This is a genomic window from Streptomyces sp. RG80 (assembly GCF_040446465.1).
Taxonomy (GTDB): domain Bacteria; phylum Actinomycetota; class Actinomycetes; order Streptomycetales; family Streptomycetaceae; genus Streptomyces.
The window spans coordinates 499808-523796 of record NZ_JBEAAJ010000008.1 but is presented as its reverse complement, the minus strand read 5'-3'; the positions used below and the strand labels follow the sequence as shown (position 1 = coordinate 523796).

At 70.0% G+C, this 23989-nt stretch carries 21 protein-coding genes and 1 riboswitch; of the genes, 4 read left to right on the top strand and 17 right to left on the bottom strand.

The genetic code is table 11. The features are described 5' to 3' along the window. Positions 1 to 138: 138 nt before the first annotated feature. From ABKA17_RS29295 to ABKA17_RS29260, 8 genes are all read right to left on the bottom strand, one after another. Positions 139 to 1524, bottom strand: a complete 1386-nt coding sequence (locus ABKA17_RS29295; RefSeq protein WP_353695269.1) for an NAD(P)/FAD-dependent oxidoreductase — start codon at positions 1522 to 1524, stop codon at positions 139 to 141. 419 nt (positions 1525 to 1943) lie between these two features. Continuing rightward, positions 1944 to 2885 (bottom strand): Ppx/GppA phosphatase family protein, encoded by a 942-nt coding sequence (locus ABKA17_RS29290; RefSeq protein WP_353695268.1) that lies wholly within the window; start codon positions 2883 to 2885, stop codon positions 1944 to 1946. After that, positions 2882 to 3421 (bottom strand): DUF501 domain-containing protein, encoded by a 540-nt coding sequence (locus ABKA17_RS29285; RefSeq protein ID WP_353695267.1) that lies wholly within the window; start codon positions 3419 to 3421, stop codon positions 2882 to 2884. The genes ABKA17_RS29290 and ABKA17_RS29285 overlap by 4 nt, the downstream gene beginning before the upstream one ends. Positions 3422 to 3468: 47 nt before the next feature. Then, positions 3469 to 3945: an FtsB family cell division protein gene (locus ABKA17_RS29280; protein ID WP_353695266.1), complete on the bottom strand. Its 477-nt coding sequence runs from the start codon at positions 3943 to 3945 to the stop codon at positions 3469 to 3471. 102 nt (positions 3946 to 4047) lie between these two features. Beyond that, complete coding sequence (eno, locus tag ABKA17_RS29275; protein ID WP_353695265.1) at positions 4048 to 5328, bottom strand: phosphopyruvate hydratase; 1281 nt, start codon at positions 5326 to 5328, stop codon at positions 4048 to 4050. A 344-nt stretch (positions 5329 to 5672) separates the two neighbouring features. Then, entirely contained in the window at positions 5673 to 6368 is a 696-nt protein-coding gene (locus tag ABKA17_RS29270; RefSeq protein WP_353695264.1) for a transglycosylase family protein, read from the bottom strand. A gap of 3 nt (positions 6369 to 6371) precedes the next feature. Beyond that, positions 6372 to 6561, bottom strand: a riboswitch (cyclic di-AMP (ydaO/yuaA leader). Between the two features lie 199 nt (positions 6562 to 6760). Further along, positions 6761 to 7705 (bottom strand): transglycosylase family protein, encoded by a 945-nt coding sequence (locus tag ABKA17_RS29265; protein ID WP_353695263.1) that lies wholly within the window; start codon positions 7703 to 7705, stop codon positions 6761 to 6763. A gap of 273 nt (positions 7706 to 7978) precedes the next feature. Continuing rightward, positions 7979 to 9724 (bottom strand): recombinase family protein, encoded by a 1746-nt coding sequence (locus tag ABKA17_RS29260; RefSeq protein WP_353695365.1) that lies wholly within the window; start codon positions 9722 to 9724, stop codon positions 7979 to 7981. 222 nt (positions 9725 to 9946) lie between these two features. Here ABKA17_RS29260 and ABKA17_RS29255 point away from each other — a divergent pair, with 222 nt between their 5' ends. Beyond that, positions 9947 to 11269, top strand: coding sequence for a cytochrome P450 family protein (locus ABKA17_RS29255; RefSeq protein ID WP_502994407.1), 1323 nt, complete (start codon positions 9947 to 9949; stop codon positions 11267 to 11269). A gap of 24 nt (positions 11270 to 11293) precedes the next feature. On the opposite strand, the gene ABKA17_RS29250 is transcribed toward ABKA17_RS29255, so the two are convergent. The 6 genes from ABKA17_RS29250 to ABKA17_RS29225 all read right to left on the bottom strand — a co-directional run bounded on the left by ABKA17_RS29250 (position 11294) and on the right by ABKA17_RS29225 (position 18748). Continuing rightward, positions 11294 to 12283, bottom strand: coding sequence for a nucleoside triphosphate pyrophosphohydrolase (locus ABKA17_RS29250; protein ID WP_353695261.1), 990 nt, complete (start codon positions 12281 to 12283; stop codon positions 11294 to 11296). A gap of 142 nt (positions 12284 to 12425) precedes the next feature. Further along, positions 12426 to 13070, bottom strand: a complete 645-nt coding sequence (locus ABKA17_RS29245; protein WP_353695260.1) for a SurA N-terminal domain-containing protein — start codon at positions 13068 to 13070, stop codon at positions 12426 to 12428. 144 nt (positions 13071 to 13214) lie between these two features. Further along, on the bottom strand, positions 13215 to 14042 hold the full coding sequence (locus ABKA17_RS29240; RefSeq protein ID WP_353695259.1) for a glycoside hydrolase domain-containing protein: 828 nt from the start codon (positions 14040 to 14042) through the stop codon (positions 13215 to 13217). 160 nt (positions 14043 to 14202) lie between these two features. After that, positions 14203 to 15696, bottom strand: coding sequence for a protein kinase domain-containing protein (locus tag ABKA17_RS29235; protein ID WP_353695364.1), 1494 nt, complete (start codon positions 15694 to 15696; stop codon positions 14203 to 14205). 38 nt (positions 15697 to 15734) lie between these two features. Next, on the bottom strand, positions 15735 to 16379 hold the full coding sequence (locus ABKA17_RS29230) for a hypothetical protein (RefSeq protein WP_353695258.1): 645 nt from the start codon (positions 16377 to 16379) through the stop codon (positions 15735 to 15737). Positions 16380 to 16594: 215 nt separating this feature from the next. Beyond that, positions 16595 to 18748: an N-6 DNA methylase gene (locus tag ABKA17_RS29225; RefSeq protein ID WP_353695257.1), complete on the bottom strand. Its 2154-nt coding sequence runs from the start codon at positions 18746 to 18748 to the stop codon at positions 16595 to 16597. 230 nt (positions 18749 to 18978) lie between these two features. Between ABKA17_RS29225 and ABKA17_RS29220 the strand changes: the two genes are divergently transcribed. Together ABKA17_RS29220 and ABKA17_RS29215 are read left to right on the top strand one after the other, a co-directional pair. Next, positions 18979 to 19683, top strand: a complete 705-nt coding sequence (locus ABKA17_RS29220) for an Rv1352/Rv1906c domain-containing protein (protein WP_353695256.1) — start codon at positions 18979 to 18981, stop codon at positions 19681 to 19683. Between the two features lie 224 nt (positions 19684 to 19907). Further along, positions 19908 to 20711 (top strand): hypothetical protein, encoded by an 804-nt coding sequence (locus tag ABKA17_RS29215; protein WP_353695255.1) that lies wholly within the window; start codon positions 19908 to 19910, stop codon positions 20709 to 20711. 12 nt (positions 20712 to 20723) lie between these two features. On the opposite strand, the gene ABKA17_RS29210 is transcribed toward ABKA17_RS29215, so the two are convergent. Together ABKA17_RS29210 and ABKA17_RS29205 are read right to left on the bottom strand one after the other, a co-directional pair. Continuing rightward, positions 20724 to 21467, bottom strand: coding sequence for a GNAT family protein (locus tag ABKA17_RS29210; protein WP_353695254.1), 744 nt, complete (start codon positions 21465 to 21467; stop codon positions 20724 to 20726). 79 nt (positions 21468 to 21546) lie between these two features. Beyond that, positions 21547 to 22317, bottom strand: coding sequence for an HNH endonuclease family protein (locus ABKA17_RS29205; RefSeq protein ID WP_353695253.1), 771 nt, complete (start codon positions 22315 to 22317; stop codon positions 21547 to 21549). A gap of 162 nt (positions 22318 to 22479) precedes the next feature. Between ABKA17_RS29205 and ABKA17_RS29200 the strand changes: the two genes are divergently transcribed. Further along, complete coding sequence (locus ABKA17_RS29200) at positions 22480 to 22665, top strand: antitoxin (protein WP_353695252.1); 186 nt, start codon at positions 22480 to 22482, stop codon at positions 22663 to 22665. Between the two features lie 257 nt (positions 22666 to 22922). On the opposite strand, the gene ABKA17_RS29195 is transcribed toward ABKA17_RS29200, so the two are convergent. Then, positions 22923 to 23840 (bottom strand): SCO6745 family protein, encoded by a 918-nt coding sequence (locus tag ABKA17_RS29195; protein ID WP_353695251.1) that lies wholly within the window; start codon positions 23838 to 23840, stop codon positions 22923 to 22925. Positions 23841 to 23989: the final 149 nt, after the last annotated feature.

Sequence of the window (23989 nt, the reverse complement as noted above, 5' to 3'; positions counted from 1 at the left end):
TCGCGGATCTGTCCACCCGGGTAAACAGCAGCACGCCGGTGAGAAGTCCCGGGAACGCCGAAAGACCTCCCGCACCACGGATGGCGGGAGGTCTCTCGGTCGTTCGGCGATCGGAGCCGGTCAGCGGACCGGGACCGGTCAGGAGGCCTTCGCCTCGGTCTTCTCCTGCTTGGCGGCCGCGGGCGCGGGGGCCGGCTTGGCGGCCTCGTAGAACTCCTCGCGCGGAGTCTCCAGGGCGCCGAGCGCGACGACCTCGCGCTTGAGGAACATGCCGAGGGTCCAGTCGGCGAAGACGCGGATCTTGCGGTTCCACGTCGGCATGGCCAGACCGTGGTAGCCACGGTGCATGTACCAGGCGAGACGGCCCTTGAGCTTGATCTTCATCTTGCCCATGACGATCATCGCGACGCCCTTGTGGAGGCCGAGACCGGCCACCGCACCCTTGTTGGAGTGCGCGTACTCCTTCTGCGGGAAGCCCCGCATGCCGGAGACCACGTTGTCGCCGAGGACCTTCGCCTGCCGCAGCGCGTGCTGGGCGTTCGGCGGGCACCAGGCGTTCTCGACGCCGGCCTTGCGGGCGGCGACGTCCGGGACCTGGGCGTTGTCGCCGGCGGCCCAGATGTAGTCGGTGCCCTGGACCTGGAGGGTCGGGGCGGTGTCCACGTGGCCGCGAGGGCCGAGCGGCAGGCCGTAGCGGGCCAGGACCGGGTTCGGCTTGACGCCGGCGGTCCACACGATGGTGTTGGAGTCGACCTCCAGGCCGTTCTTCAGCACCACGTGGCCGTCGACGCAGGAGTCCATCGAGGTGGAGAGGTAGATCTCCACACCGCGGCTCTCCAGGTGCTCCTTGCCGTAGGCGCCCAGCTTCGGGCCGACCTCGGGAAGGATCTTGTCGGCGGCGTCGACGAGGATGAACCGCATGTCCTCGCGGGAGACGGTCTTGTAGTACTTGGCCGCGTCCCGGGCCAGGTCCTCGACCTCACCGATGGTCTCGGCGCCGGCGAAGCCGCCGCCGATGAAGACGAAGGTGAGCGCCTTGCGGCGGATCTCCTCGTCGGTGGTGGAGTCGGCCTTGTCCAGCTGCTCGAGGACGTGGTTGCGCAGGCCGATGGCCTCCTCGACGCCCTTCATACCGATGCCCTGCTCGGCGAGGCCGGGGATCGGGAAGGTGCGGGAGACCGCGCCGAGCGCGATGACCAGGTAGTCGAAGGGCAGCTCGTACGCCTCGCCGACCAGCGGGGCGATCGTGGCGACCTTGCGGTCCTGGTCGATGGTGGTGACCCGGCCGGTCAGCACCTCCGCCTTCGGCAGCACGCGTCGCAGCGGGACGACGACATGGCGCGGCGAGATGTTGCCGGCGGCGGTTTCGGGGAGGAAGGGCTGGTAGGTCATGTACGACCGGGGGTCGACGACCGTGACGGTCGCCTCGCCGTAGCGCATCTTCTTGAGGATGCGCCGAGCTGCGTACAGGCCTACGTACCCACCGCCTACTACGAGGATCCTGGGACGCTCCGTGGTGCTCATGCCATCGAGTATCCACCCGCCTCAGGGGGGTCGCTCGTGCGCCCCTTCACAAGCTCCTACAGGGTGTGTGTTATCCTCCGCGACCCACGTGATCCAGGTCATGGCGTCGACCGGAACCAGTGTGCTGTGGGGGCCGTTGTCAATGCCGCGTGAGCTGCCTCTCCGTCCCCTCGGGGGCACCGTGAGCCCCTCGAAACGCACCCTCGCGCGAGGTGCCGACCGCACCCCTCTACACCCCTTCTGAACACGTTCAAGGGGCTGTTGGACCCCCGGAAGGGTCAGTCGGGGCCTTTTCGTGGTTCCACAGGGCGGAATTCCTTGTGAAGAACTTCACGAACTTTTCCGACGGCACGCGACGAAGGGGCCCCGAAGGGCCCCTCAGACGTGCTCATACGTTGTTCTCGCTGCTCAGCAGAGGGCTACGCGACCGACCACGCGATCCCGTCGAGGATGTCGTGCTCGCTCACCACGACCTCCTCGGCCCCGATCCGCTCCATGATCGACAGCAGTACGAGAGCCCCCGCGCCGATGACGTCCACCCGCCCCGGATGCATGGAGGGGACGGCCGCGCGCTCGGCGTGCGTGGAGCGCAGCAGCCACTCGGTGATCTCGCGGACCCGGTCGTGGGAGACCCGGGAGTGGTGGATGCGGGCGGAGTCGTACTCGGGCAGCTCCTGGGCGATCGCCGACACGGTCGTCACGGACCCGGCGAGCCCCACCAGCGTGTGCGCCTCGCGCAGCGGCACGGTCTCCTCGGCCAGGTCGAGGGCGGCCTCGATGTCGGCCCGCATGGCGGCGATCTGCGCCTCGGAGGGCGGGTCGGACACCACCCCGTCCGGTACGAGATGCCGCTCGGTCATCCGCACACACCCGACGTCCACGGAACGGGCGGCCCGCACATGGTCGTCGCCGACGACGAACTCCGTCGAGCCGCCGCCGATGTCGACGACGAGGTACGGCTTGGTGAGGTCGTCCCGGCCGGTGAGCTCCTTGGTCGCGCCGGTGAAGGAGAACTCCGCCTCCTGGTCCCCGCTGATGACCTCCGGCTCGACACCGAGGATGTCCAGGACACCCCGTACGAACTCGTCCCGGTTCTCGGCGTCCCGGGAGGCGGAGGTGGCGACGAAGCGCAGCCGCTCGGCCCCGAACTCCTTGATGATCGCCGCGTACTCCCGGCAGGCCGCGAAGGTCCGCTCCAGCGCCTCGGGCGCCAGCCGTCCCGTGCGGTCGACACCCTGGCCGAGCCGCACGATCGTCATACGGCGGTCCAGGTCGACGAGTTCACCGGTGGCAGGGTCGCAGTCGGCGACCAGGAGCCGGATGGAGTTCGTACCGCAGTCGATCGCGGCGACACGGGTCACTGCGCGTCCTCCTTGACGGAGACCTCGGACGTCACGCACGTGCCCTTGCGCCACCACTCCGGCAGCATCGCCAGCGCCTCGTCGCCCAGCGGGTTCACACCGGGCCCCGCGGCCAACGAGTGCGCCACCAGCACATGCAGGCACTTCACCCGGTCCGGCATGCCACCCGCGCTCGGGAAGCCCTTCAGCTCCTCGATCTCGTCCCGGCGCCGGACGTAGTCCTCGTGCGCGGCACGGTAGGCCGCGGCCAGCTCCGGGTCCTGCCCCAGCCGCTCGGTCATCTCCTTCATCAGGCCGCTCGCCTCGAGCGTGCCGATCGCGGAGTTCGCCTTCGGGCACGTCAGGTAGTACAGCGTCGGGAAGGGCGTGCCGTCGGGCAGCCGGGGGGCCGTCTCCACCACGTCCGGCTGACCGCACGGGCAGCGGTGCGCGATCGCACGCAGCCCGCGCGGCGGACGCCCGAGCTGCTGCTTGAAGGCCTCGACGTCGGCGTCGGTCGGCTCGGTGCGCAAAGTGGTCGGCGGGGGCGTTTCCATGCCTGTCTTTCTCTGGGTCAGGTTCACTGGTCGAGCTCTGGATCAGGTCACTGGTCGGAGGCGTCGGACTTGTCGACGCCGTCCCAGACGTTCGAGTACCAGGGACGGTCGGCCGCCCCCAGATCGGCGCGCGACTGCCGCGCCGCACCCGGGTCGACGACGATGAACCCCGTCTCCCCCGGCATCACATAGTGCAGCCGCTCACGGATCCGCTGCTCGGCGTACGCGTCGTCCTGCCAGCGCGCCTTGACGTCCCGCAGCTGCTCGACCCGCTGCCGGGCCTGCTCCTGCTGCCGCTGGAGGTCGGCGATCTCGGCGCGCTGGGAGACGTACTGCCTTATCGGGTAGGCGAGCGCGACCACCAGCGAGCACAGCACCAGCGCGAGCAGCGCGGCGCGGCCGGTCAGCCGGGAGCGGCGGGCCTGCCGTCTGGTCTGGGAGCGGTAGACGCGGGCCGCGGTCTGCTCGCCGAGCAGCCGGATCCTGGTCGCGGTGGAGAAACGGTCCCGGTCCTTGACGGCCATGTCCCCATCTCTCCTTCTCACACGCGCGTACGTCCCCGCACACGGTACGGGACCGGGTACGGGGACGTACGTACGACTGGCTAAGCCTTAGCCCTGCCGAGATCAGCCCTTGAAGCGCGGGAACGCGCTGCGGCCGGCGTAGACCGCGGCGTCGTCGAGGATCTCCTCGATGCGCAGGAGCTGGTTGTACTTGGCGACGCGGTCCGAGCGGGCCGGGGCGCCGGTCTTGATCTGACCGCAGTTCACCGCGACGGCGAGGTCGGCGATGGTGACGTCCTCGGTCTCGCCGGAGCGGTGGGACATCATGCACTTGAAGCCGTTGCGCTGGGCCATCTCGACGGCGTCCAGGGTCTCGGTCAGCGAACCGATCTGGTTGACCTTGACGAGCAGGGCGTTGGCGGAGCCCTCCTCGATGCCGCGGGCCAGGCGCTCGGGGTTGGTGACGAAGAGGTCGTCGCCGACGATCTGGACCTTGTCGCCGAGCTTCTCGGTGATGGTGTTCCAGCCGGCCCAGTCGTCCTCGAACAGCGGGTCCTCGATGGAGACGAGCGGGTACGCCTCGACGAGCTCGGCGTAGTACTCCGTCATCTCGGCGGCGGAGCGGTCCTTGCCCTCGAAGGTGTAGACGCCGTCCTTGTAGAACTCGGAGGCGGCGACGTCGAGGGCGAGGGCGATCTGCTCGCCGGGGGTGTAACCGGCCTCCTTGATGGCCTCGAGGATGAGGTCGAGGGCGGCGCGGTTGGACTCCAGGTTCGGGGCGAAGCCGCCCTCGTCGCCGAGGCCGGTGGACAGGCCCTTGGTCTTCAGCACCTTCTTGAGGGTGTGGTAGACCTCGGCGCCCCAGCGCAGCGCCTCGGAGAAGGACTCCGCGCCGATCGGGGCGATCATGAACTCCTGGATGTCCACGTTGGAGTCGGCGTGCGAGCCGCCGTTCAGGATGTTCATCATCGGAACGGGCAGCAGGTGCGCGTTCGGGCCGCCCAGATAGCGGAAGAGCGGCAGGTCGCTGGCCTCGGAGGCGGCGTGCGCGACGGCGAGGGAGACGCCGAGGATGGCGTTGGCGCCGAGCGAGCCCTTGTTGTCGGTGGCGTCCAGGTCGAACATCGCCTGGTCGATCAGGCGCTGCTCGGTGGCGTCGTAACCGACGAGCTCCGGGCCGATCTGCTCGATGACGGCGAGGACGGCCTTCTCGACACCCTTGCCCTGGTAGCGGTTCGGGTCACCGTCACGGAGCTCGATGGCCTCGAAGGCGCCCGTGGAGGCGCCGGACGGAACGGCGGCACGACCCGTGCTGCCGTCGTCGAGGCCGACCTCGACCTCGACGGTGGGGTTGCCTCGTGAGTCGAGGATTTCCCGGGCTACGACGACGTCGATGGACGGCACGAGCATCTCCTTCTTGGGATGTGACGCGGCTACGGCACTGCCGCAGCGGCTCTGCGAGACGAGCCTAACCGGCCCGGGGCGATCAGCCACCGCGTGGACCGCCCCGTGGACAGAACCGAGAGTAAATTGTTTCCGAACGGAACAAAGACGCTTCGGGAAACACGCCGGAAGACACGACGTGGACCGGGGCAGAGAAAACCCCGCCCCGGTGCGTACGGGGGAACACGCACCGGAGCGGGGAGCCCGTGGGGACGGGGGGACCCTCACGAGGCCTTCAGTATGAGGACCACGGATGTGAGGGCACTGTGGTTCAGCTGGGTCCTGCCCGAGGGAAGGACCGGGTCTTACTTGAGGTGCAGCTGCTGACCCGGGTAGATCAGGTCGGCGTCCTCGACGATGTCCTTGTTCAGCTTGTACAGCTTCGCCCAGCCGCCCTTGACGTCGTGCTCCTCGGCGATCGAGCTGAGGGTGTCACCCTTGACGACCTTGTACTCGCCGTCGCCCTTCTTGACCTTCTTGCCGGTCGGGGTGGTGACGGTCTTCTTGGCGGTCGCGCGCTCCGAGGAACGGGAGGTCGACTGCTCGGAGGAGCGGGTGCCGGTGCTGCTGCCGCTGTCGCTGGAGGAGCTGCCGCCGGAGGAGGACGAGCTGCCGCCGCCGGTGTACGCGGCACTGGACAGGCCCACACCACAGACCGGCCAGGCACCCTTGCCCTGGCCCGCGAGGACCTTCTCGGCTATCTCGATCTGCTGCGCCTTGCTGGCCTGGTTGGCCTGCGAGGCGTACGCCGTGCCGCCGTACGCGGCCCAGGTGGAGGCGGAGAACTGGAGACCGCCGTAGTAGCCGTTGCCGGTGTTGATGGACCAGTCGCCGCCCGACTCGCACTGGGCGACGGCGTCCCACTCGGAGGCGGTGGCGGCGGAGGCGTTGCCGGCCGCCATCAGCGGGGCGGCGATGGCGACACCGGTGACGCCGGCGAGCGCGGCGGCGCGGGTGGCCTTGGACGGACGACGGTGCTTGCCCTTGCCGGAAAACAGCATGGTGGATCCCCTCACCGACGCCTGCGAGGTGAGCTGTCGGGTTCGGGCCGGTTGAGTTGCCCGGCCGCGCTCGTCCGCCTTTCGGCGCACTGCGCGGCTTCACCCCAAGCCGGTCCCGCCGTCGAGTTGCCTCAACCGCCGGGCCCGGCACTTACCTTGGGTCCCCCGCTCCTGCCTACGGCGCTTGACGCGACGACTGTTCCCGTACAGCCGCTGGCAGGATTCGGCGTTGCGGCAGCCGGGGCTCGTGGTGACGAGCGGTGTTGACCGTAGACACGGAACCCGGGGGATTTCAAAGACGATCAGGGCTTCTGAGACTCATCCCACACTTTCGCCAAACCGGACATTTACTGGCGAAGCGTGACGCGAACTCGGGGCTTTCTCCTAGGGATTTAGCCCTTTTCGCTACCGAGAGAGAGGGTCTGCCCCGGCACGATGTCGCTCGGGTCGGCGCCGATGACCTGCTCGTTCTCGGCGTAGAGCCGACGCCATCCGCCGTCGAGGTCAAGGGAGTCGGCGATGGAGGCGAGGGTGTCGCCGGAGCGGACGGTGTACGACCCCTCCTCGGCGCTCGCGCCACGGTGCCGGCCGGTGCCCTCGGAGGGGGCGGCGAGGGCGCCGGTGTCGACCAGGCTCGAAGAGCCGCCTTCCTGCCAGGAGTTGTCCGATTCGTCATCCTTGGTCGCATCTGTGGATGAGCTGTCGGAAGACTGAGAGTCGCCCGAAGCGGAGCCGGAGCTGTCCGACTTGGCGGACTTGTCCGCATCGCTGGACGGTGACGACGAGGGATCGCCGGACGACTCGGTCGAACTGGAGGACTCGGACGAGTCGGATGATCCGGAGGAGTTGGACAGACCGGATGAGTCGGAGGACTCGGATGAATCGGATGAACCGGAGGAGTCGTTCGCCGAGGCGGACGGTGAACCGCTCGCGACGCCGGTGTCGACGTCGGCCGAGCCCGAGTCCTTGCTCAGCCCGTTGAGCAGACCGCAGGCGCCCCAGACGCCGACGCCCTGGTCCGCGAGGACCTTCTCGGCGACGGCTATCTGCTGGTTGCGGCTGGCGAGGTCGGCACTGGCGGCGAAGTCGAGGCCGCCGTACTTCTCCCAGTACTCCTGGGAGAGCTTGAGCCCGCCGTAGTAGCCGTCACCGTCGTTCGCACTCCAGGAACCGTCGGTCTCGCACTTGGCGACCTGATCCCAGGTGTTCCCGTCGGCCGCGCTCGCGCCGGAGGCGCCGAGCAACGGAATCGCGATGGCGGAGCCGGTCACCCCGGCCGCGACGAGAAGTGCCGGAGCCTGACGGGGGCGACGGTGACGACCGTTCCCGGTGAGCATGCGGTGACCTTTCGCGAGACGACTGTGACCGGCGTGGCGATGCAGCGGGTGGAACGAGTGCTGCGGGTGAAGCGAGTCGCCACGCTGATGCGTGAACGTATCGGCAGTCGATCACTTGTCACAAGTTAATGCCGCGTAGATCACGTGAAGATCACAGAGTTGAAGGCGTGTCACGTTGTGCCGGATCCAGCGCAACTGCCGTGGTGATGCGGAGAGGTGGGACCAGCGGTTCGCGCCGAACCGGCGAACTCTCGCCCCTGGAGTTCAAATGGCTCACGAGGACGGGCCAGAAGCCCTTCTTGAACCAGGTGTTCTGCCGGTCCTTGGCAAGGGTCCACGGGCCATAGCGTGCAGGAAGCTCGTCCCGGTACGCAGTCGGTGCAGAATCCCGTTCACCTGGGTCCGGACATCCACGGCGACGCGCGCGAACTGGCGACGCCGGAAGTAGGCCGTCATCAGTTCCTCGACGGCAGGCCAGGCCCGCTCCGGTACTTCGGCGGGGACGGGCGTCCCGGTCCTCTCATGCCACTCCGTCACCTTGCACTTGACTCCGGATCGCTTCCGCACCTCTCCGAGCGGCTTCACCGTGATGTCCAGAAGGCCGATCACTTCGCCCATCTCGGAGAGTGGCAAGTCCCGCAGCTCGTTGCCCGAGCCCAGACCGAGGTGCGGCTCTGTTTCTTCCTGTTCCTCAAGCACCTCTCGCGCCTGGTCGAGGAGATGTCTGGCGTTCCGCACGTCTTCTGTGAGGTGGCGCACCGCCGCGTCCTTCACCGACTGGGCGAGGCCCGGAACAGCGGCCAGTTCGGTCATCGCGCGTGTTGCGGCTTCTTCCTTCTCCTGGAGCGACTTCTCGAACAGGGTTACGCGCTCACGCTGTTTGCGGGTGTCTCCGGGGCGAGCTGCCCGGCTCGGCACCATCAGGCAGGGGGACGTCTTCGATTCGGCCAGAATCGTCACGACCTCGGTCCATACGGCCGCTTCGACATCGTCAGCGGTCAGATAGGGGTCTGCGCAGTTCGTCGTCCTTCGCCTCCCGTTGTTGCCGCCGGCACATCGGTAGTACCGGGTGTCGTTGGACTTGCGATAGGCACCGACGTAGCGGTGTCCGCACTCACCGATGATCCGACCGCTCAACGGATAGTCCCCGGCCGCCGCGTGGGACGCATTCCCTGTCTTCCGCATGGCCTCCACAAGGGCTCGGGCTCTTTCCTCGGAGATGATGCGGGGAACCGAGATGGCCACGCTGTCCCCGTGCAGAGGCACCCCGTCTCTGTCCAGTTTCGTGCCGTTCTTCCCGCTGCCGACCGGGTTGCGAAAGAGGACCTCACCCCTGAGCAGAGCAGGACTTCTGAGGCGTCGATGAAGATTGGAGGCAGTCCAGGGCCTGCCGCTCCGAGTAAGTCTTCCGAGGGCGTTCAGCTCCTGGGCCGCCTGGGAGACGGTCTGCTGCTCATCAACGATCAGGGTCACTGCCGTACGGACGACATCCGCCTCGTTCTCGTCGACGTTCAGCGCACAACCACGCTTTCCGGTCTGCTCGATGGAGTATCCCCACGGTGGTGGACCGCCGACCCAGCCACCTTCGAGAGCCTTGAGCTGACGGCCGCCCTGAGTCCGCTCGCGGATGAGATTCCGCTCGGCCTCGGCCATCAGCGCGTGGAACTGCAGCTGCTGTCGACCGAGTTCTGTTGTCGTGTCGATGTCCTGGGCAACCGAGGCGAAGCTGACCCCGAGGTCTTCCATGGCCCACACCCAGGCCCAGAAGACCCTGCCGGTACGGCCGATGCGATCGAACCTGTGGACCACGATCACGTCGATGAGGCCTTGCCGAGCGGCTTGTTCGAGCCGGAGCATGCCGGGACGGTCGACTGTCGCCCCCGACACTCCTTCGTCCCTGAAGATCATCTCGGGGGCAAGGATCCATCCAGACCGGCTGGCCACATACGCGTGGCACGCCCTCTCCTGGACTTCCAGTCCGTACCCCCGCGCCTGCTCATGGGTGGAAACCCGCAGCATCAGAGCCGCTCGAACGGCATGCACCGACTCCGTCCCGCGATTGACCCCGGGCACAGGCATAGCTGTAGCGTTGAACACGTCAGCCCCTTCACGGCTGGCAAGGCCCCGGAGCTCTGACCAGCTCTGGGGCCCCTTGCGTTTGCCGGAAATCTAGCGTTTGCCATGACACAACATCCGAAGATCCCTAAATCCGGCTAATCGCTTATCTAACGAAACAGATGAATGTTCGACCCATGCGCACCGGTGGCCGCACACTCGCCTCCCGGCGGCGGATACGGTCATCATGTGAATGCCTCGAAAACCGGCCCCGAACTCTTCACCTGGGAGTTCGCTTCCGACCCGTACCCGGCTTACGCCTGGCTGCGCGAGCACTCCCCCGTCCACTGGACGAAACTCCCCAGCGGCGTCGAGGCGTGGTTGGTGACCCGCTATGCCGATGCGCGTCAGGCGCTCGCGGACCAGCGCCTCTCGAAGAACCCCGACCATCACGCCGAAAACGCCCTGGGCAAGAGCCGGACCGGGATCCCGGGTGAGCGCAGCGCCAACCTCATGACGCATCTGCTCAACATCGACCCGCCGGACCACACCCGGCTGCGCCGCCTCGTCTCCAAAGCGTTCACCCCGCGTCGTGTCGCCGAATTCGAGCCTCGGGTACAGGAGTTGACGGACGATCTCATCGACCGCTTCGCACCCCAGGGCGAGGCCGACCTCATCCACGACTTCGCCTTCCCCCTCCCGATCTACGCGATCTGCGATCTGCTCGGCGTCCCTCGCGAGGACCAGGACGACTTCCGTGACTGGGCGGGCATGATGATCCGGCACGGTGGGGGCCCGCGCGGGGGTGTCGCCCGCTCCGTCAAGAAGATCCGCGGCTATCTCGCCGACCTCATCCATCGCAAGCGCGGCGATCTCGGCGACGACCTGATCTCGGACCTCATCCGCGCCTCCGACCATGGCGAGCACCTCACCGAGAACGAAGCCGCAGCGATGTGTTTCGTACTTTTGTTCGCGGGATTTGAGACCACTATCAACCTAATCGGCAACGGCGTGTACGCGCTCCTGCGCAACCCCGGTCAGCGCTCCCGGCTCCAGGAATCCATCGATCGCGGCGAGAGCGGGCTGCTCGACAGCGCTGTCGAGGAACTGCTCCGTTATGACGGCCCCGTGGAGCTGGCCACCTGGCGCTACGCCACCGAGCCGCTCGTCATCGGCGGGCAGCCCATCGCCGTCGGCGACCCGGTGCTGGTCGTGCTTGCCGCCGCGGACCGCGACCCGGCGCGGTTCGCCGCTCCGGACTCGCTCGATCTGTCCCGCGGTGACAACCAACACCTCGGGTACGGCCACGGCATCCACTACTGCCTCGGCGCCCCCCTGGCCCGCCTCGAGGGCCGTACCGCCCTGGAGACCCTGCTGCGCCGCCTGCCGGATCTCGAACTCGCCGCCGACCCCACCGATCTGCGCTGGCGAGGCGGACTGATCATGCGTGGACTTCGTGACCTCCCCGTACGGTTCACCCCTGCCCGAGCCGGCCGTCCGCCTCTCTGACCGCGCCCTGGCGCCCAGATGGGCCTAGCCGCCGTTTCTCTCCGCCACCACCACCGCGTCTCGGTACGCCCGTGCTGCGCTCCGCAGCGCCGCCTCCGGGTCCACGCCGTCCGCCTCGGCTGACACCGCCAGGGCCAGCAGCTCGTACCCGATGCCCTCCCCCGCGGGAGGCGGTACGTCCAGGCCCGCCGTCCGCACCCTCGACGCCAGTTTCGCCGCCAGTGCCAGGCCCGGCTGGCCGAGGGGGATGCCGTCGGTGATCGACTCGCGCTGTTTTTCTATGGCCTTCGTGCGCAGCCAGTGTTCCTTCACCTCCTCCGGGGTCGTGGCGGTCTCGTCGCCGAAGACGTGTGGGTGGCGGTGGATGAGCTTGGTGACGATGCCGCCGGCGACGTCGTCGATGGAGAAGGGGGTCTCCGGGTCCTCTTCGGCGATACGGGCGTGGAAGACGACCTGGAGGAGGACGTCGCCGAGTTCCTCGCGGAGTTCGTCGCGGTCGCCTTCCTCGATGGCCTCGACGAGTTCGTAGGCCTCCTCGATGCCGTACTTGGCGAGCCCCTTGTGGGTCTGCTGGGAGGACCAGGGGCACTCGGCGCGGATGCGGTCCATGACCTGGACGAGGTCGAGGAGCCGGGCGCCCGGGAGATCGTAGGAGGCGGGGAGGAGTTCCAGGTCGGGCATGGACACCCGGCCCGAGCCGGCGAGGCGGGCGAGGCCGTCGGTGAGCGCCGGCTCGCCCTCGCCCGTCGCGACCACGACCACGGTGTGGCCGCCCGCGCACGCCTCGACCAGTTCCTCGGCAGCCGGGGCGGCCTCGTCGACCTGTATCCCGGCCTCGCGCAGATACGGCAGCTGCGGGTGCGCGCCGTCGGCGCACAGCACCCGGTCGGCGGCGCGCAGGGCCTGCCAGGCGGGCCAGGAGAGCAGGCCGGGGGCGACGCGGTGGCTGGTGGTGAGCAGGACGATGCGGCCGGGGGTGGCTGCCGGGGCGGGTTCGGGGCTGGTGGTGTTCACGGTTCGAAGCTAACCCACGGCGCCGACGGAGCCGATCAGTTGTCCACAGGGCGAGGGGTGCGGTGTGATCGTACGACCGGAAGGGGTGAGGGGTGGGGCCGCGCTGGGGCCGGTGGGCTGTCCCTCGGATCCCCGGCCGGCGTTACGCCGTCTCCTGCGTCCCCGTCGCCGTGACCTCGCGTACCCACGGTGTCTTGGCGTCGACGCGGCTGCTCTTGGCGACGTCCCAGGTGCCGTAGCGGGGGTTGAGGTCGATGTCGAGTTTCTTGGACGACTTGGCCAGGGCCTGCCAGAAGTCGGCCGTGCTGGTGTCGGTGCCGAGGACGGCGGCGAGTTTCTGGGCCTCCAGCTGGAGCCGGAGGTTCTCGTCGAGGCGCTCGGGGGCGATGCCGTAGCGCTGGAGCCAGGCCGCTTCGAGGGCCTCGGCGCCGCCGGCCTGCTGTTCCAGGCCGGTGCGCATGTCCTGGATCTCCTTGCGGGTGACCGTGACCCCGGCGTCCTCGGCGGCGCTGTGCAGGACGCGGTCGAGGACCATGCTGTGCAGGGTGTCCCGGCTGAGGGTGCCGGTCTTGGCGATGACCTGGGCGTACTGCTGCTCGTCCGGGACCGCCGCGCGCTGCGCCTCGCGCACCTCGTTCACCCTGGTCTCCAGCTGGGCGACGGTGATCCGCTGGCCGCCGACGACGGCTGCCGCACCGGGATGCGCGTCGTTTCCGCACGCGGTGAGGAGGGGCGCCGCGACGATCGCGGCGGAGAGGAGGAGCGCGGTGCGACGACGGCGGTGCAAGGAAGCCTCCCGAGGAGATTGTGCGACGGTGCACAAAGTCTTGCGGTGATCGATGGTAGGCAGTGGGCAAGCTCTGGCCAACCCATTCGACCAACGATTCATCGGGACTTCGGGCACCGCCGCGCCCCGCGCGCGGGAGGAGGGTCAGCTCGTGAGGGCCACGGGGGCGTCCCAGGCGTCCCGGTCCACGGTGATCGTGTAGCCGTTCCGCGTCTCCTTGCTGTTGACCAGGTACTGGTGGCCACGGCTGTGACCGGTGTACTGGGTGGCGCCCCACGGCCAGTCCGCGGTGGTGGTGTTCTGCTTGTCCCACAGCGCGTACCAGAGGTTGCCGGGCAGGTCGGTCTGGTCCTTGGCGGTCGCGATCGCCTTGGCGCTGGAGCTGGTGAAGCCGTAGTAGCCCGCTCGGTACGTCTTCGCGCGCAGGGTCTTGGTGAACGCGCGCACATAGGTGAGGACCGCGTTGTTGCACGACGTGTTCGTGATGTCGTACGGCTCCATGTCCAGGTAGATCGGGCTGCCCGCCTTCATGCCGAGTGCGGCGGCCTTGGTCACGGCGTCCGCCGCGTCGCTCGCGCCGAGGGAGGCGGCCGTGGTGGTGGTGAGCTTCTCGGGGTTGGAGCCGGACTGGCAGGGCGGCTGGGCGCCGACGTAGATCGGGATGAGCTTCCAGCCGACCGTGCTGACGGACTTGACCCAGGAGGCGGTGAGGTTGGGCTGGGAGCAGCCGCGGTTCTTGCCGCCGACGTAGACGGCTGCGGCGCCGTAGAGGCCGCCGTGCCAGGCCTTCATCGCGGCGAGGGAGGGGGCGGCGCAGGTGTCGAAGGCGCGGCCGGTGTAGGTCTTCTGCGCGGGCCAGGTGGTGGCTGCCATGGAGGTCTGGGCGGCGATGCCCGCTCCGGCGACGACGGCCGCGCCGACGACGGCCCAGGTGAGGTGTCTGCGCTTCTTGGACTGGCGATGGCTGGACATGTGTGGACCCACCCCTGGTGGTGCGTTGTGAGGGCGCGCGGGGCACGCGGACCGGCGTGCGCGGCGCTTGAAAGAGCTCGCAACGTAACGGGCGCGCCCTCCGCTTTCGGGAAACTCCGCCCCTAGGAGCTCACAAGGTTGCCTCAGCGCACGGCAAAACCTAGCCGCGCACCTGTCCCAGCCACTCCAGTGTCCGCCGGACCTCCACCGCGAGCGGGTGGCCGGGGCCGTGCAGGCGTTCCACGTCGTGCACGAGGCGGGCCAGCGTGTCGTGGGCGGCGGCGCGGTCGCCGAGGGCGAGCAGGAGGTGGCCGATGCGGCGGCGGACGTCGTGCGCGAGTTCGGGGTCGCCGGCCACGTACTGGTTCTCGTAGTACGGCAGCAGCGCGCGGTACTCGGCGAGCGCCGCCGCCGGTTCACCGAGCTGCTCCAGGCACTGCGCGGCCTCGTAGCGGAAGCGGAGCGACTGGGGGTCGGACTGGCCTGCCTCGGCGGCGCGTTCGTCGGCGAGGCGGCGCAGTTCGGGTAGCGCGCGCCGGTACTGGCCGTCGTCCATGAGCGTGGCGGCGTACTGCTTGCGCAGGGTGCGGACGACCGGGGAGTGCTCGCCGTGCTGTTCGGCGGCGGCGGGCAGGATCGCGCCGAGGATGTCGACGGCCTGGGTGATACGGCCCTCCCCGAGGAGGCGCTTGACCTCGTCGACGGCGCGTGCGACGTCGGGTTTCTCGGCGGGGGGCGCGTGCGGTGTGGCGGGCGCCGGCTGGGGTGCGGGGGTGCGGGCGCGGTCCGGCCAGGGAGCGTGCGGCCGCAGGAAGGGGCGCGTGGGGTCGAGGGGCGCCCCTGTGGGGGTGCCGCGCGCGGGCAGGAGCAGCGCCAGGTGCTCGTAGACCTCCTGCGCGCTGGCGGGGCGGTGCTGCGGGTCCTTGGCGAGCAGGCGCAGGACGAGGGCCTCGAGCGCTTCCGGCACCTCGGGGCGCAGGCGGCGCACCGGGAGCGGGGGCTCGTAGAGGTGCCGGTGCAGTACGCCGAGCGCTGTGGAGCCGGAGAACGGGACGTCGCCGCTGAGGAGTTCGTGGAGGAGTACGCCGAGTGCGTACAGGTCGGTGTAGGGGCCGACGGCGCCGCCCATGGCCTGCTCGGGCGCCATGTAGGCGGGTGAGCCGATGGGGGTGCCGGTGTGGGTGAGGCGCGTGGTGTCGGCGTCCATGACGGAGGCGACGCCGAGGTCGAGGACGGTGACGGTGCCGTCCTGCTTCACCATGATGTTGCGCGGCTTGAGGTCGCGGTGGACGATCGGCACGGCGTGCACGGCGCTCAGCACGGCGCACAGTTGTGCGGCGACCGCGACGGCCCACTGCCAGGGGTAGGGGTCGTGTTCGGCGAGGTGGTCGGAGAGGTCCGCGCCGTCGACGTACTGCATGACGAGGAAGAGCTCCTCGCCCTCGCTGCCCGCGTCGTGCACGGTGACGAGGCCGGGGTGGTCGACCTGGGCGGTCACACGGCACTCGCGCACGAAGCGGCGGCGCAGTTCGTCGGCCTCCTGGCCGGCCACCTTGTCGGGGCGCAGCAGCTTCACCGCCACGCGCCGGTCGAGCCGTTGGTCGTACGCCGTCCAGACCTGTCCCATGCCGCCCTGTCCGATGAGCGTGGACAGTTCATAGCGGCCTGCGACGACACGTCCTGTCGCCACGGTCACCTTCCGCCCTCGTGTCCGCTGCCGGGGTTGCCGTCCTGGCGGCGCAGGTAGTCGCTCAGTTCGTCGAGCTCGGCGCGCACCTGGTCGATGCGGGCGGGCGCGGGGCGTTGGGGCGGCGGCACGGGCGCGTGGGGCACCGCGTCGCGGGGCGCGGGCGGCTGCGGCAGCGGGCTCTGCGGGACGGGCGCCGGTGTCTGGGGCAGGGTGGTCGCGGTGTACGGCGACTGGGGCTGGGCCTGCGGGTAGCCGTACGCGGGTGCGGGCGCCGGGGCCGGCTGCGGGGTGTAGCCGCCGTAGCGGAGCTGGTGGAAGTGGCGGATGTCCGCCGAGAGGTAGTACGCGATCGTGGCCACGAGCGTGCCGAGGAGCAGGAACAGGCCGATCCAGCCGCCTACGGTGTGGATCTCGTCGCCGCCCTCGACGCCGAGCAGGATCAGTCCGGTGACGATCGCGACGAACGAGGCCACGAACAGGCCCCAGTCGAGCCCCCTGCGGGTCACGAGCGCCAGGCGCAGCAGCATCGCCCAGGCGAACAGGCCGATGGTGAAGATCCCGACCACGACGAACAGCACGCGCAGGAGGACCAGCAACGCCGGATGGGGCGGCTGCTTCACCGGCTGCGTGTAGCCGTGGCCATGCATGACAGCTCCTGGTGCCTGAGGTGGGCGTACGTGGGCGACCGACGCCCGGCAACCCCGTTCCTGCGATTGTCGCTTCGAGCGTATAGGCCGACAACGACATGCGGTCCAGGGTTGTACCGAACCGTTGTCGTGCTGATCACGTCGTACGGGGGCGCGGGTCAGCGCGGGATGGGGCGGAAGGTCGGGTTCCGCCTCGACGGGGCGGCACGCGCGTGTCAGTCGGGGGCGACCGTGCCGTCCGTGAGTCCGTCGTACATGCCGCGCACGAGCTGATCGCCGAGCCGTCCCGCGTGCCTGAGCGCCCGCTCGAACTCGTCGAGTGCGCGAAAGCGCGCCCCGTAGCGCCGTTGTTCGTCGAGCGGGAGCCGGGGCAGCTGGAGGCGGCGCACGTCCAGGCGGGTGGCGGTGGAGGCGTAGCTGCTGGCCTGGCGGTTGTTGGCGGTGCCGCGCAGGAAGCCGGCGAGGAACCAGGGGTCGAGCGCCGTGGGATCGGGGCGCAGCAGCACGAGGTTGCGCCCGAGGGCGGCGCCCCCGCTCGCGTCGTCGATCACGCGCGCCATCGAGCCGCCGCCGAGCACGGGGACGACGACGTCGCCCGGCTCCACCGGCACGGCCTCCTCGTCGCTCTCGGGGAGGGTGCCGGAGGGGGCGGTGCCGGCGAGGACGTCGTGGTCGGTGAGGACGGGCACGCGCGCGTGGCCGCCGTTGCCGCCGGTGCGCATCACCAGGGCGCCCCCGCGCGCGAGTTCGCCGACGGTGGTGAGCGGCCAGCGCGCGGCCTGTGCGGTGTCGGCGGGCGGCGGGGTGAGGTCGGTGGTCAGGCGCAGGGTCTCGCGCAGGCGTTCGCGGACGGCCGTGAGCGCCTCGGCGCCGTCGGCGGCCGTGGCCGGCGGGAGGTGGCGGGCCGGGGCGAGGTCCACGTCGTCGTCGAGGAGTTCGATGACGGGCAGGGAGCGCGCGAGGCCGGGGCGCTCGGTGAGCGTGCCCGCGCGGTCGAAGGCACGCCAGGCGTCCAGCACCGCGTCGCGTACGGCGCGCCGGTCGGGGCCGCCCCGCCCCTCGCCGGCGAACTGCCCGGTGTCGGCGAGCAGCACCTCGGGCTGAGCCGGCGCCTTCTCGGGACGGCGCAGCACCCACAGGTGCAGCGGGATGTTGTACGGGGGTGCCGCGCCGACCGGCAGGGCGACCACCGCGCGGAGCGCGCCCCGGCGCAGCAGGTCGGCGCGGATACGGCGGCCGGAGCGGCGGGAGGCGGCGGCGGGCGGCATGAGGAGGACAGCGGTGCCGCCGTCCTTGAGACGGGCGAGCGCGTGCTGCACCCAGGCCAGCTCGGACTCGGTGCGGGCCGGGAAGCCGTACTCCCAGCGGGGGTCGTAGGCGAGTTCGTCGTGCCCCCAGTTGCGCTCGTTGAACGGCGGGTGGCACAACACGGCGTCGGCGCGCAGCTCGGGGTGGGCGTCGGCGCGCAGGGTGTCGCCGGTGGCGCCGTGCACGCGGGCGCGGGTGTGCAGGGCGAGCCGGAGCGCGGTGAGGGCGGCGAGGTCCGGGGCGCTGTCCTGGGCGTACAGCTCCTGGTCGGCGCGGGCGGTGACGGCGCGCAGCAGGGCGCCGGTGCCGCAGGCCGGGTCGAGGACGGTACGGGCGGGGCCGGCCAGGTCGGCCATGAGCCCGGCGAGTTCGGCGGGGGTGAGCGTGTACTGGCGCGGGTTGGCGTCGAGGTGGCGGCCGAGCAGGAACTCGAAGGTCTGCCGGGCGCCCAGCTCGGCGGCCAGCTCGGCGGCGCCGCGCAGGAGGGGGACGGAGGGGAGGAGCTCGGGGCCGGTGAAGGCGTGAACGGCGGGGCGGGGGTTCACGGGGGCCGGGGAGTTCACAGGGGCGGCCGGGGAGTTCACAGGAGCCGACGAGTTCACAGCCGTAGGGCTGTTCACAGGGCCGGGCCTGTTCTTGGCGTCCGAGGCGTTCACAGTCGGCGCGGCGCCGAACCGTGGTGTCAGTACCTCCTCCAGCGCGCCCGGGATCATCGCGGCGAGCCGTGCGTCGGAGCCCGCGCTCACGTCCAGCCAGACGGTGGGGCGGTCGTGGATGAGCAGCAGCACACAGCCGGCGTGGGTGAGTGCGGTGACCGGGCCCTCGGGGTGGCCGGAGAGCTGCTGCCAGACGCGTTCGCGCAGCGGGACCTCGGCGAGTTTGCCCTGCTTGCGTAGCCAGGCCTCGATCTCGGCGAGGGCGAAGGAGGGGCTGGTCTCGGTGCCTCCGACCGGCTTGGGGAAGTCGGCGTGGCGGCGGCGCCAGTTGCTGACGGCGGCGCGGCCGACGCCGGCGAGCCGGGCGATCCCAGCGGCGGTCACCTCTGTGGCGTTGTCCTGCACCGGCCCGGCTCCCCTCGTCGTTCTGCGTGGCTCCGCGCATCCCCGCAGCTGCCTGCGCTCCGCGTGTGACGCCGAGCATAGCGGCGTATGCAAGATCTACCCATTCACGGCCGTGTACGCGAGACATCTTGTGAACCGTGTTGACTCGGTTCACAGTCTCTGTTCTTATTGACCCAGCGAACGAACGGCAGCCGATCGGCGGCTGTCACCGTGTTGGAGGGGACACAGTCATGGGCATGAAGGGCAAGGTCGCGCTGGGGGCCGTCGTGGGGATCGTCGTCATCGGTGCCGTGTCGGCGAACGCCGGCAACGACAGCAGTGACTCCACGAGCAGCGACAAGGGCTCTTCGGCGTCCGGACAGGCCAAGTCGGGCGGCTCCAGCGGCTCCAGCGGCTCCAGCAAGAAGGGGTCGGCGGAGGCGGCCGAGGAGAAGAAGGTCGCGTTCGAGGGGGACGGCGACTTCCAGGTCGGTTCCGACATCAAGCCCGGCACCTACCGCACCACGGGCAACGAGGACGGCATGTGCTACTGGGAGCGCGCCAAGGACTCCTCGGGCGAGATGGACTCGCTGCTGGCCAACGACAATGTCACCGGCACCAGTTACGTCACCGTCAAGGCCTCCGACAAGCTCTTCAAGTCGAGCGACTGCAACGACTGGGAGGCCGTCGACACCAAGGCGAAGGGCTCCCCCGCGGCCAAGATGTCCGGTGACGGCGGCATGTTCAGAGTCGGCGCCGACATCGCGCCCGGCACCTACAGGTCCACGGGCAACGAGGACGACATGTGCTACTGGGAGCGCACCAAGGACGCCGAGCACGGCCTCGAGTCGATCATCGCCAACGACAACGTGACCGGCTCGGCCGTCGTCACGATCAGCGCCTCGGACACCTACTTCAAGACGTCCGGCTGCACGGACTGGAAGAAGACCGGCTGACGCCGGCCACCTACGGCGCGGTCCGGCGGGGCCGACCCACGGCAGCACCCGCCGGACCGCGCTCCCTTCCGCACGCCGCACCACACACACCACACACCACGCGCCAGGCACCCGGCACCCGGCACCCGTCACCAGGACCCGGGAACCCGGCACGCCGCACATCGCGCCGTCCCCGCTCACCCCATCGCGGCACTCCCGCGACACGACACCCCTAAGGAACCCCCATGCGTCGCACCGCACTTGCCGCCCTCTGCATCACCGCGGCGGCCACCGTCGGCCTCACCGGCTGCCAGTCCGGCCAGGACAAGTCGGACGGCAAGGCCCGCACATCCGGCTCGTCGAGCGCATCGAGCACTCCGAGCAAGGCGAAGGAGCCGTTCGCCGGACTGACCGGTGCCGAGATCGCCGACCGGGCCGTAGAAGCCACCACCGGCGCCTCGTCGCTGCGGATGAAGGGAGACGTCCCGGACGGCGGGTCCGACGGGTCCGGCGGCACCATCAAGATCGACATGGCCCTGAACAAGCAGGGCGAGTGCGCCGGCACGATGAGCGTCGGCGGCCAGGGCAAGGCCGATCTGATCAAGGTCGGCGACACCGTCTACATGAAGTACGACGAGGCGTTCCTGCGCGCCCAGAGCAAGGGCGAGAAGAAGTCGGACGTCGACGCGGGCGTGGCGCTGCTGGCCGGCAAGTGGACCAAGATGTCCGCCAAGGGCGAGGACGCCAAGGACATCGCGAGCTTCTGCGACCTGGACACGGTGCTCGGCGAGGCCGACGACGCGGACTCCGACGCCTCCCGCGGCAAGGCCACGACCGTGGACGGAACGCCCGCGATCACCCTGCACGAGCGGGACGGCAAGGACCGCTACACGCTGTACGTCGCCACCGAGGGCAAGCCGTACCTCCTGCGGGTCGACAGCGCCTCCGCGAGCGATCCGGGCACCCTGACCTTCAGCGAGTACGACAAGCCCGTGCCGGCGCAGAAGCCCAGCGGCGAGATCCTCGACCTCGACGCACTGGGCGCCTGAACCGCCGTACGGCTACAGCGGATGCCGCATCCACACGTTGGGCTCGACGTACACCGCGTACCCCCGCTGCGGTTCGCACCGCACCGGCACCAGCGCTCCGGGCACCTCGATGTCGCCCTGGGTGTCGAAGGGCAGCCCCGTCCAGCGGCGCCACTGCTCCAGCGAGCCGACGACCGTCATGGAGGCCGGGGTCACGGCGTGGATCGTGGCGCCGGCCCGGGCGTGGACGCGCAGCCACGGATCGTGCGGGAGTCCGTCGGGGCGGACGCGGTGGGCGTACTCCTCGATGGGGGTGTGCGGTTCGAGGTGCTTGGCGCTGGGGCGGACAGGGGCGACGACCTCGCCGAAGCCGTGCGCGCGGGCGTTGTCACGCATCGCCGACAGCATGCGGCCGGACAGGCCCCGGCCCTGGAGGTCGGGGCGGACGTTGATGGCGATCGCGCTGACCGTGTCGGGCCGCACCTCGCGGCGCAGGTCGGCGAAGGCCCACAGGAGCACCTCGTCCCAGCCCCGGGCGGGCAGTTCACCCCGCCCCTCGGCGGTGAGGGCGAAGGGCACGCTGAAGCCCGTGGCGACGACTTCGCCCCGCTCGTCCTCGGCGAACAGCACGTACGCCGGGAACTCGGTGGCGATCCGGCCGTAGTGGTGGTCGCCCACCAGGTCACGGGTGACGAACTCGGGCCAGCTGTCGGCCATGGCGACCGCGCGCTCACGGGCGTCGGGGCGTTCGGCGAGGCTCGACACCTTCAGTTCCATGCGGTCACCGTAGGCGGGCGGCGGCGCGGCCGGTAACCCGTTTTCCGGTCCTACGGTCAGGGGCCGCGCGGGCGGAAGGTCAGCCGCCGCACTGCCTGAGCATCATCTCCTTGTCGGGTGCCGTCACGGGAAGCTCGTACTTCAGCGAGACCTGGGCGAAGCGCACCACGTACGAGCAGCGGATCCCCTTGTTCGGGGGCAGCCAGGACGCGGGGCCCGAGTCGCCCTTGGAACTGTTGGTCGGGCCGTCCACCGGGATGAGGTTGAGCGGGTCGTTGGCGATGTCCTCGCGCTTGCCCTTGTCCCAGCGAGAGGCGCCCATCTGCCAGTCGTACGACAGCGGCATGACGTGGTCTATCTGCACCGCGGTGGCACGGGACTTGACCCAGTCGATCTCCTTGCCGGTGTAGGGGTCGGCCAGGGTCATGGACGCGACGACGCAGTCCGAACCGGACCGGAGGCGGACCTCCTCGCCGTCGCGCTGGAGGAGGTCGTTGCGGGTGTCGCAGCCGTTGCGGGAGAAGGGGATGCCGCCCGGCGCCGAGTCCATCCAGGCGTAGCCGAACTCGTCCCGGTCGTAGCCCGTCCTGGGGCCGCGCCCCTTGGTCTCCACCTTCTCGATCAGGGTGCGCGCCTTCGCTCTGTCGGCGTCCGAGGTGATCGCCGCGAGGCCCGGTTTGGTGCCGTCCGGGTTGTCCAGCGGGCTCACCGCCCGACCGGAGCCGACGGCCGGCCCGGCGCCGGAGGGCTCGCTGTCCGCGGGCAGCTCCACGCCCTCACAACCGGCGAGCAGTACGACCATGCCGAGCATCGCCGCGGCGCCCGCCGCCCCACCCCTCAGACGCGTCACGGTGCGTCCCTCCCCTTGTTCTCCTGGTCCGCCCCGCACGGACGGTCATGCCCGCTCTCACGGTACTGGCCAAGGGGTCCGGGCCATACGGGGCCTCAAGGGGCATTCATCTCAAGTCGGGCGTATCGTCATTGCTGAGTCACCTCCGGAAGGGAGCTCTGGATGGGCATCCTCGACAGGTTCAAGAGCAACCGCATGGCGCAGGACAAGGCCAAGGACATGTCCGACGCGGCGGAACGCAAGGTCAACGACAAGACCGGCAACAAGTACGAGAGCCAGGTCGACGACGGGCAGCAGAAGATCGAAGGCGCGATGGGCATGGATCGCGACAGGCCCGACCAGCCGTAAGGCCGGAGACCCACGGAGGAACGCGAGATCCCTGACGGGCGCACCGCCCGGACCGGGATCCCCTGAACCACCTTGAACCGAGGCCGTCCACGGGAAGCTCAGCCCCCGCGGACGGCCTCGCGTTTCCGAGCGACCCTCACCACGGCAGCGAGCCCATCCCGGCCGGGTCGAAGTACTCCCTGATCTCGCCCCACAGCAGGTCGGGCATCCACGTTCACCCCTATCGTCCCCGGCGCCTCAGAATCGTCTCCGGCACCTCAGACCTTTCCGATCCCCAGTGTCGTCTCCGAGGGGAGTAGGCCCGAGGAGAGGACCGCCACCCAGTAGTCGCCGAGGAGTTGCACCAGGCGCTCGGTGTCGTCCTGGCCGAGGGACCGCCAAGGGGCCGCGGCGAGCTGGTCGGTGTGCCGCTCGACCTGCCGGCGCAGGGCGCGGCCCGCCTCCGTGGCCGTACCGTCGCCCCCGTCGACCAGACCCCGCGCGGCCAGGCGCGCGCGTGCCGCCGACCACTGCGCGGTGCTCCAGCCGCGGCTCTCGAAGCGCTCGACGGAGGCCGCGCCTGTCGCGGCGAAGGAGACGAGCGACTCGGCCGGGTCGAGGCCGGCGACGAGCAGGGCGGCGAGGTGGCCGTCACCGCGGTGTTCGCGCAGGATCGTGGCCGCGTGCCACAGCTGGAGGTGCGGGATCGTGGGCCACTCCAGTTCGGCGTTGGCCGCGGCGAGGGGGCGGCCCGCGGTGTCCACCGCCTCGGCGGCGCGGCGGGCGAGGGTGGCGGCCTCCGCCAGCTCGGGACTGTCGACCAGCTCCCCGAATATCGCCCGGTACGCCCCGTCGACGCCTCGCAGTCGCGCCGCCAGCACCGCCTCGGGGTTCGCCACGCTCCACGCGGAGTCGATGTGCTCGGCCACCATGCGCGGGCTGAAGCTGTAGAAGGCGGACGCCACCCGCTCGGCGCCCACGGCTCCCAACGGGGCGGCGCGCAGGGGGAAGTAGCTCGGCCAGCGCTCCTTGGTGTCGTATCCGAGGTCCGCGACCTCCTCGAAGACCTCCGGCGCGTAGTACAGCACCGCGTGCAGGGGCTCCAGCAGGTGCCAGAGCTGGCGTACGCGAGCCGGGTCGACACCGTCGCTGTCGCCGTCGACGGCCGGACCGGTCCCGCTCTCGTGCTGCGACATGGCATGACTCCTCGTCGTATCCAAGTGACCCGAGCGATCCGAAATGACAGTGATCGAGTAATCCGGGCGCTTCCAGCTCATCCCTCAACTTGACACTGACAAGATTGCCCGCACCCCGCCAACTTGTCAATGCCTAGATTGGGCGTACG

What these genes read in the sequence shown, in the direction of transcription:
- ABKA17_RS29295 (WP_353695269.1), bottom strand. Translation starts at nt 1,524, where the DNA reads ATGAGCACCACGGAGCGTCCCAGGATCCTCGTAGTAGGCGGTGGGTAC.
- ABKA17_RS29285 (WP_353695267.1), bottom strand. Translation starts at nt 3,421, where the DNA reads ATGGAAACGCCCCCGCCGACCACTTTGCGCACCGAGCCGACCGACGCC.
- ABKA17_RS29280 (WP_353695266.1), bottom strand. Translation starts at nt 3,945, where the DNA reads ATGGCCGTCAAGGACCGGGACCGTTTCTCCACCGCGACCAGGATCCGG.
- ABKA17_RS29270 (WP_353695264.1), bottom strand. Translation starts at nt 6,368, where the DNA reads ATGCTGTTTTCCGGCAAGGGCAAGCACCGTCGTCCGTCCAAGGCCACC.
- ABKA17_RS29265 (WP_353695263.1), bottom strand. Translation starts at nt 7,705, where the DNA reads ATGCTCACCGGGAACGGTCGTCACCGTCGCCCCCGTCAGGCTCCGGCA.
- ABKA17_RS29260 (WP_353695365.1), bottom strand. Translation starts at nt 9,724, where the DNA reads ATGCTGCGGGTTTCCACCCATGAGCAGGCGCGGGGGTACGGACTGGAA.
- ABKA17_RS29255 (WP_502994407.1), top strand. Translation starts at nt 9,947, where the DNA reads ATGTTCGACCCATGCGCACCGGTGGCCGCACACTCGCCTCCCGGCGGC.
- ABKA17_RS29240 (WP_353695259.1), bottom strand. Translation starts at nt 14,042, where the DNA reads ATGTCCAGCCATCGCCAGTCCAAGAAGCGCAGACACCTCACCTGGGCC.
- ABKA17_RS29230 (WP_353695258.1), bottom strand. Translation starts at nt 16,379, where the DNA reads ATGCATGGCCACGGCTACACGCAGCCGGTGAAGCAGCCGCCCCATCCG.
- ABKA17_RS29220 (WP_353695256.1), top strand. Translation starts at nt 18,979, where the DNA reads ATGGGCATGAAGGGCAAGGTCGCGCTGGGGGCCGTCGTGGGGATCGTC.
- ABKA17_RS29215 (WP_353695255.1), top strand. Translation starts at nt 19,908, where the DNA reads ATGCGTCGCACCGCACTTGCCGCCCTCTGCATCACCGCGGCGGCCACC.
- ABKA17_RS29210 (WP_353695254.1), bottom strand. Translation starts at nt 21,467, where the DNA reads ATGGAACTGAAGGTGTCGAGCCTCGCCGAACGCCCCGACGCCCGTGAG.
- ABKA17_RS29200 (WP_353695252.1), top strand. Translation starts at nt 22,480, where the DNA reads ATGGGCATCCTCGACAGGTTCAAGAGCAACCGCATGGCGCAGGACAAG.
- ABKA17_RS29195 (WP_353695251.1), bottom strand. Translation starts at nt 23,840, where the DNA reads ATGTCGCAGCACGAGAGCGGGACCGGTCCGGCCGTCGACGGCGACAGC.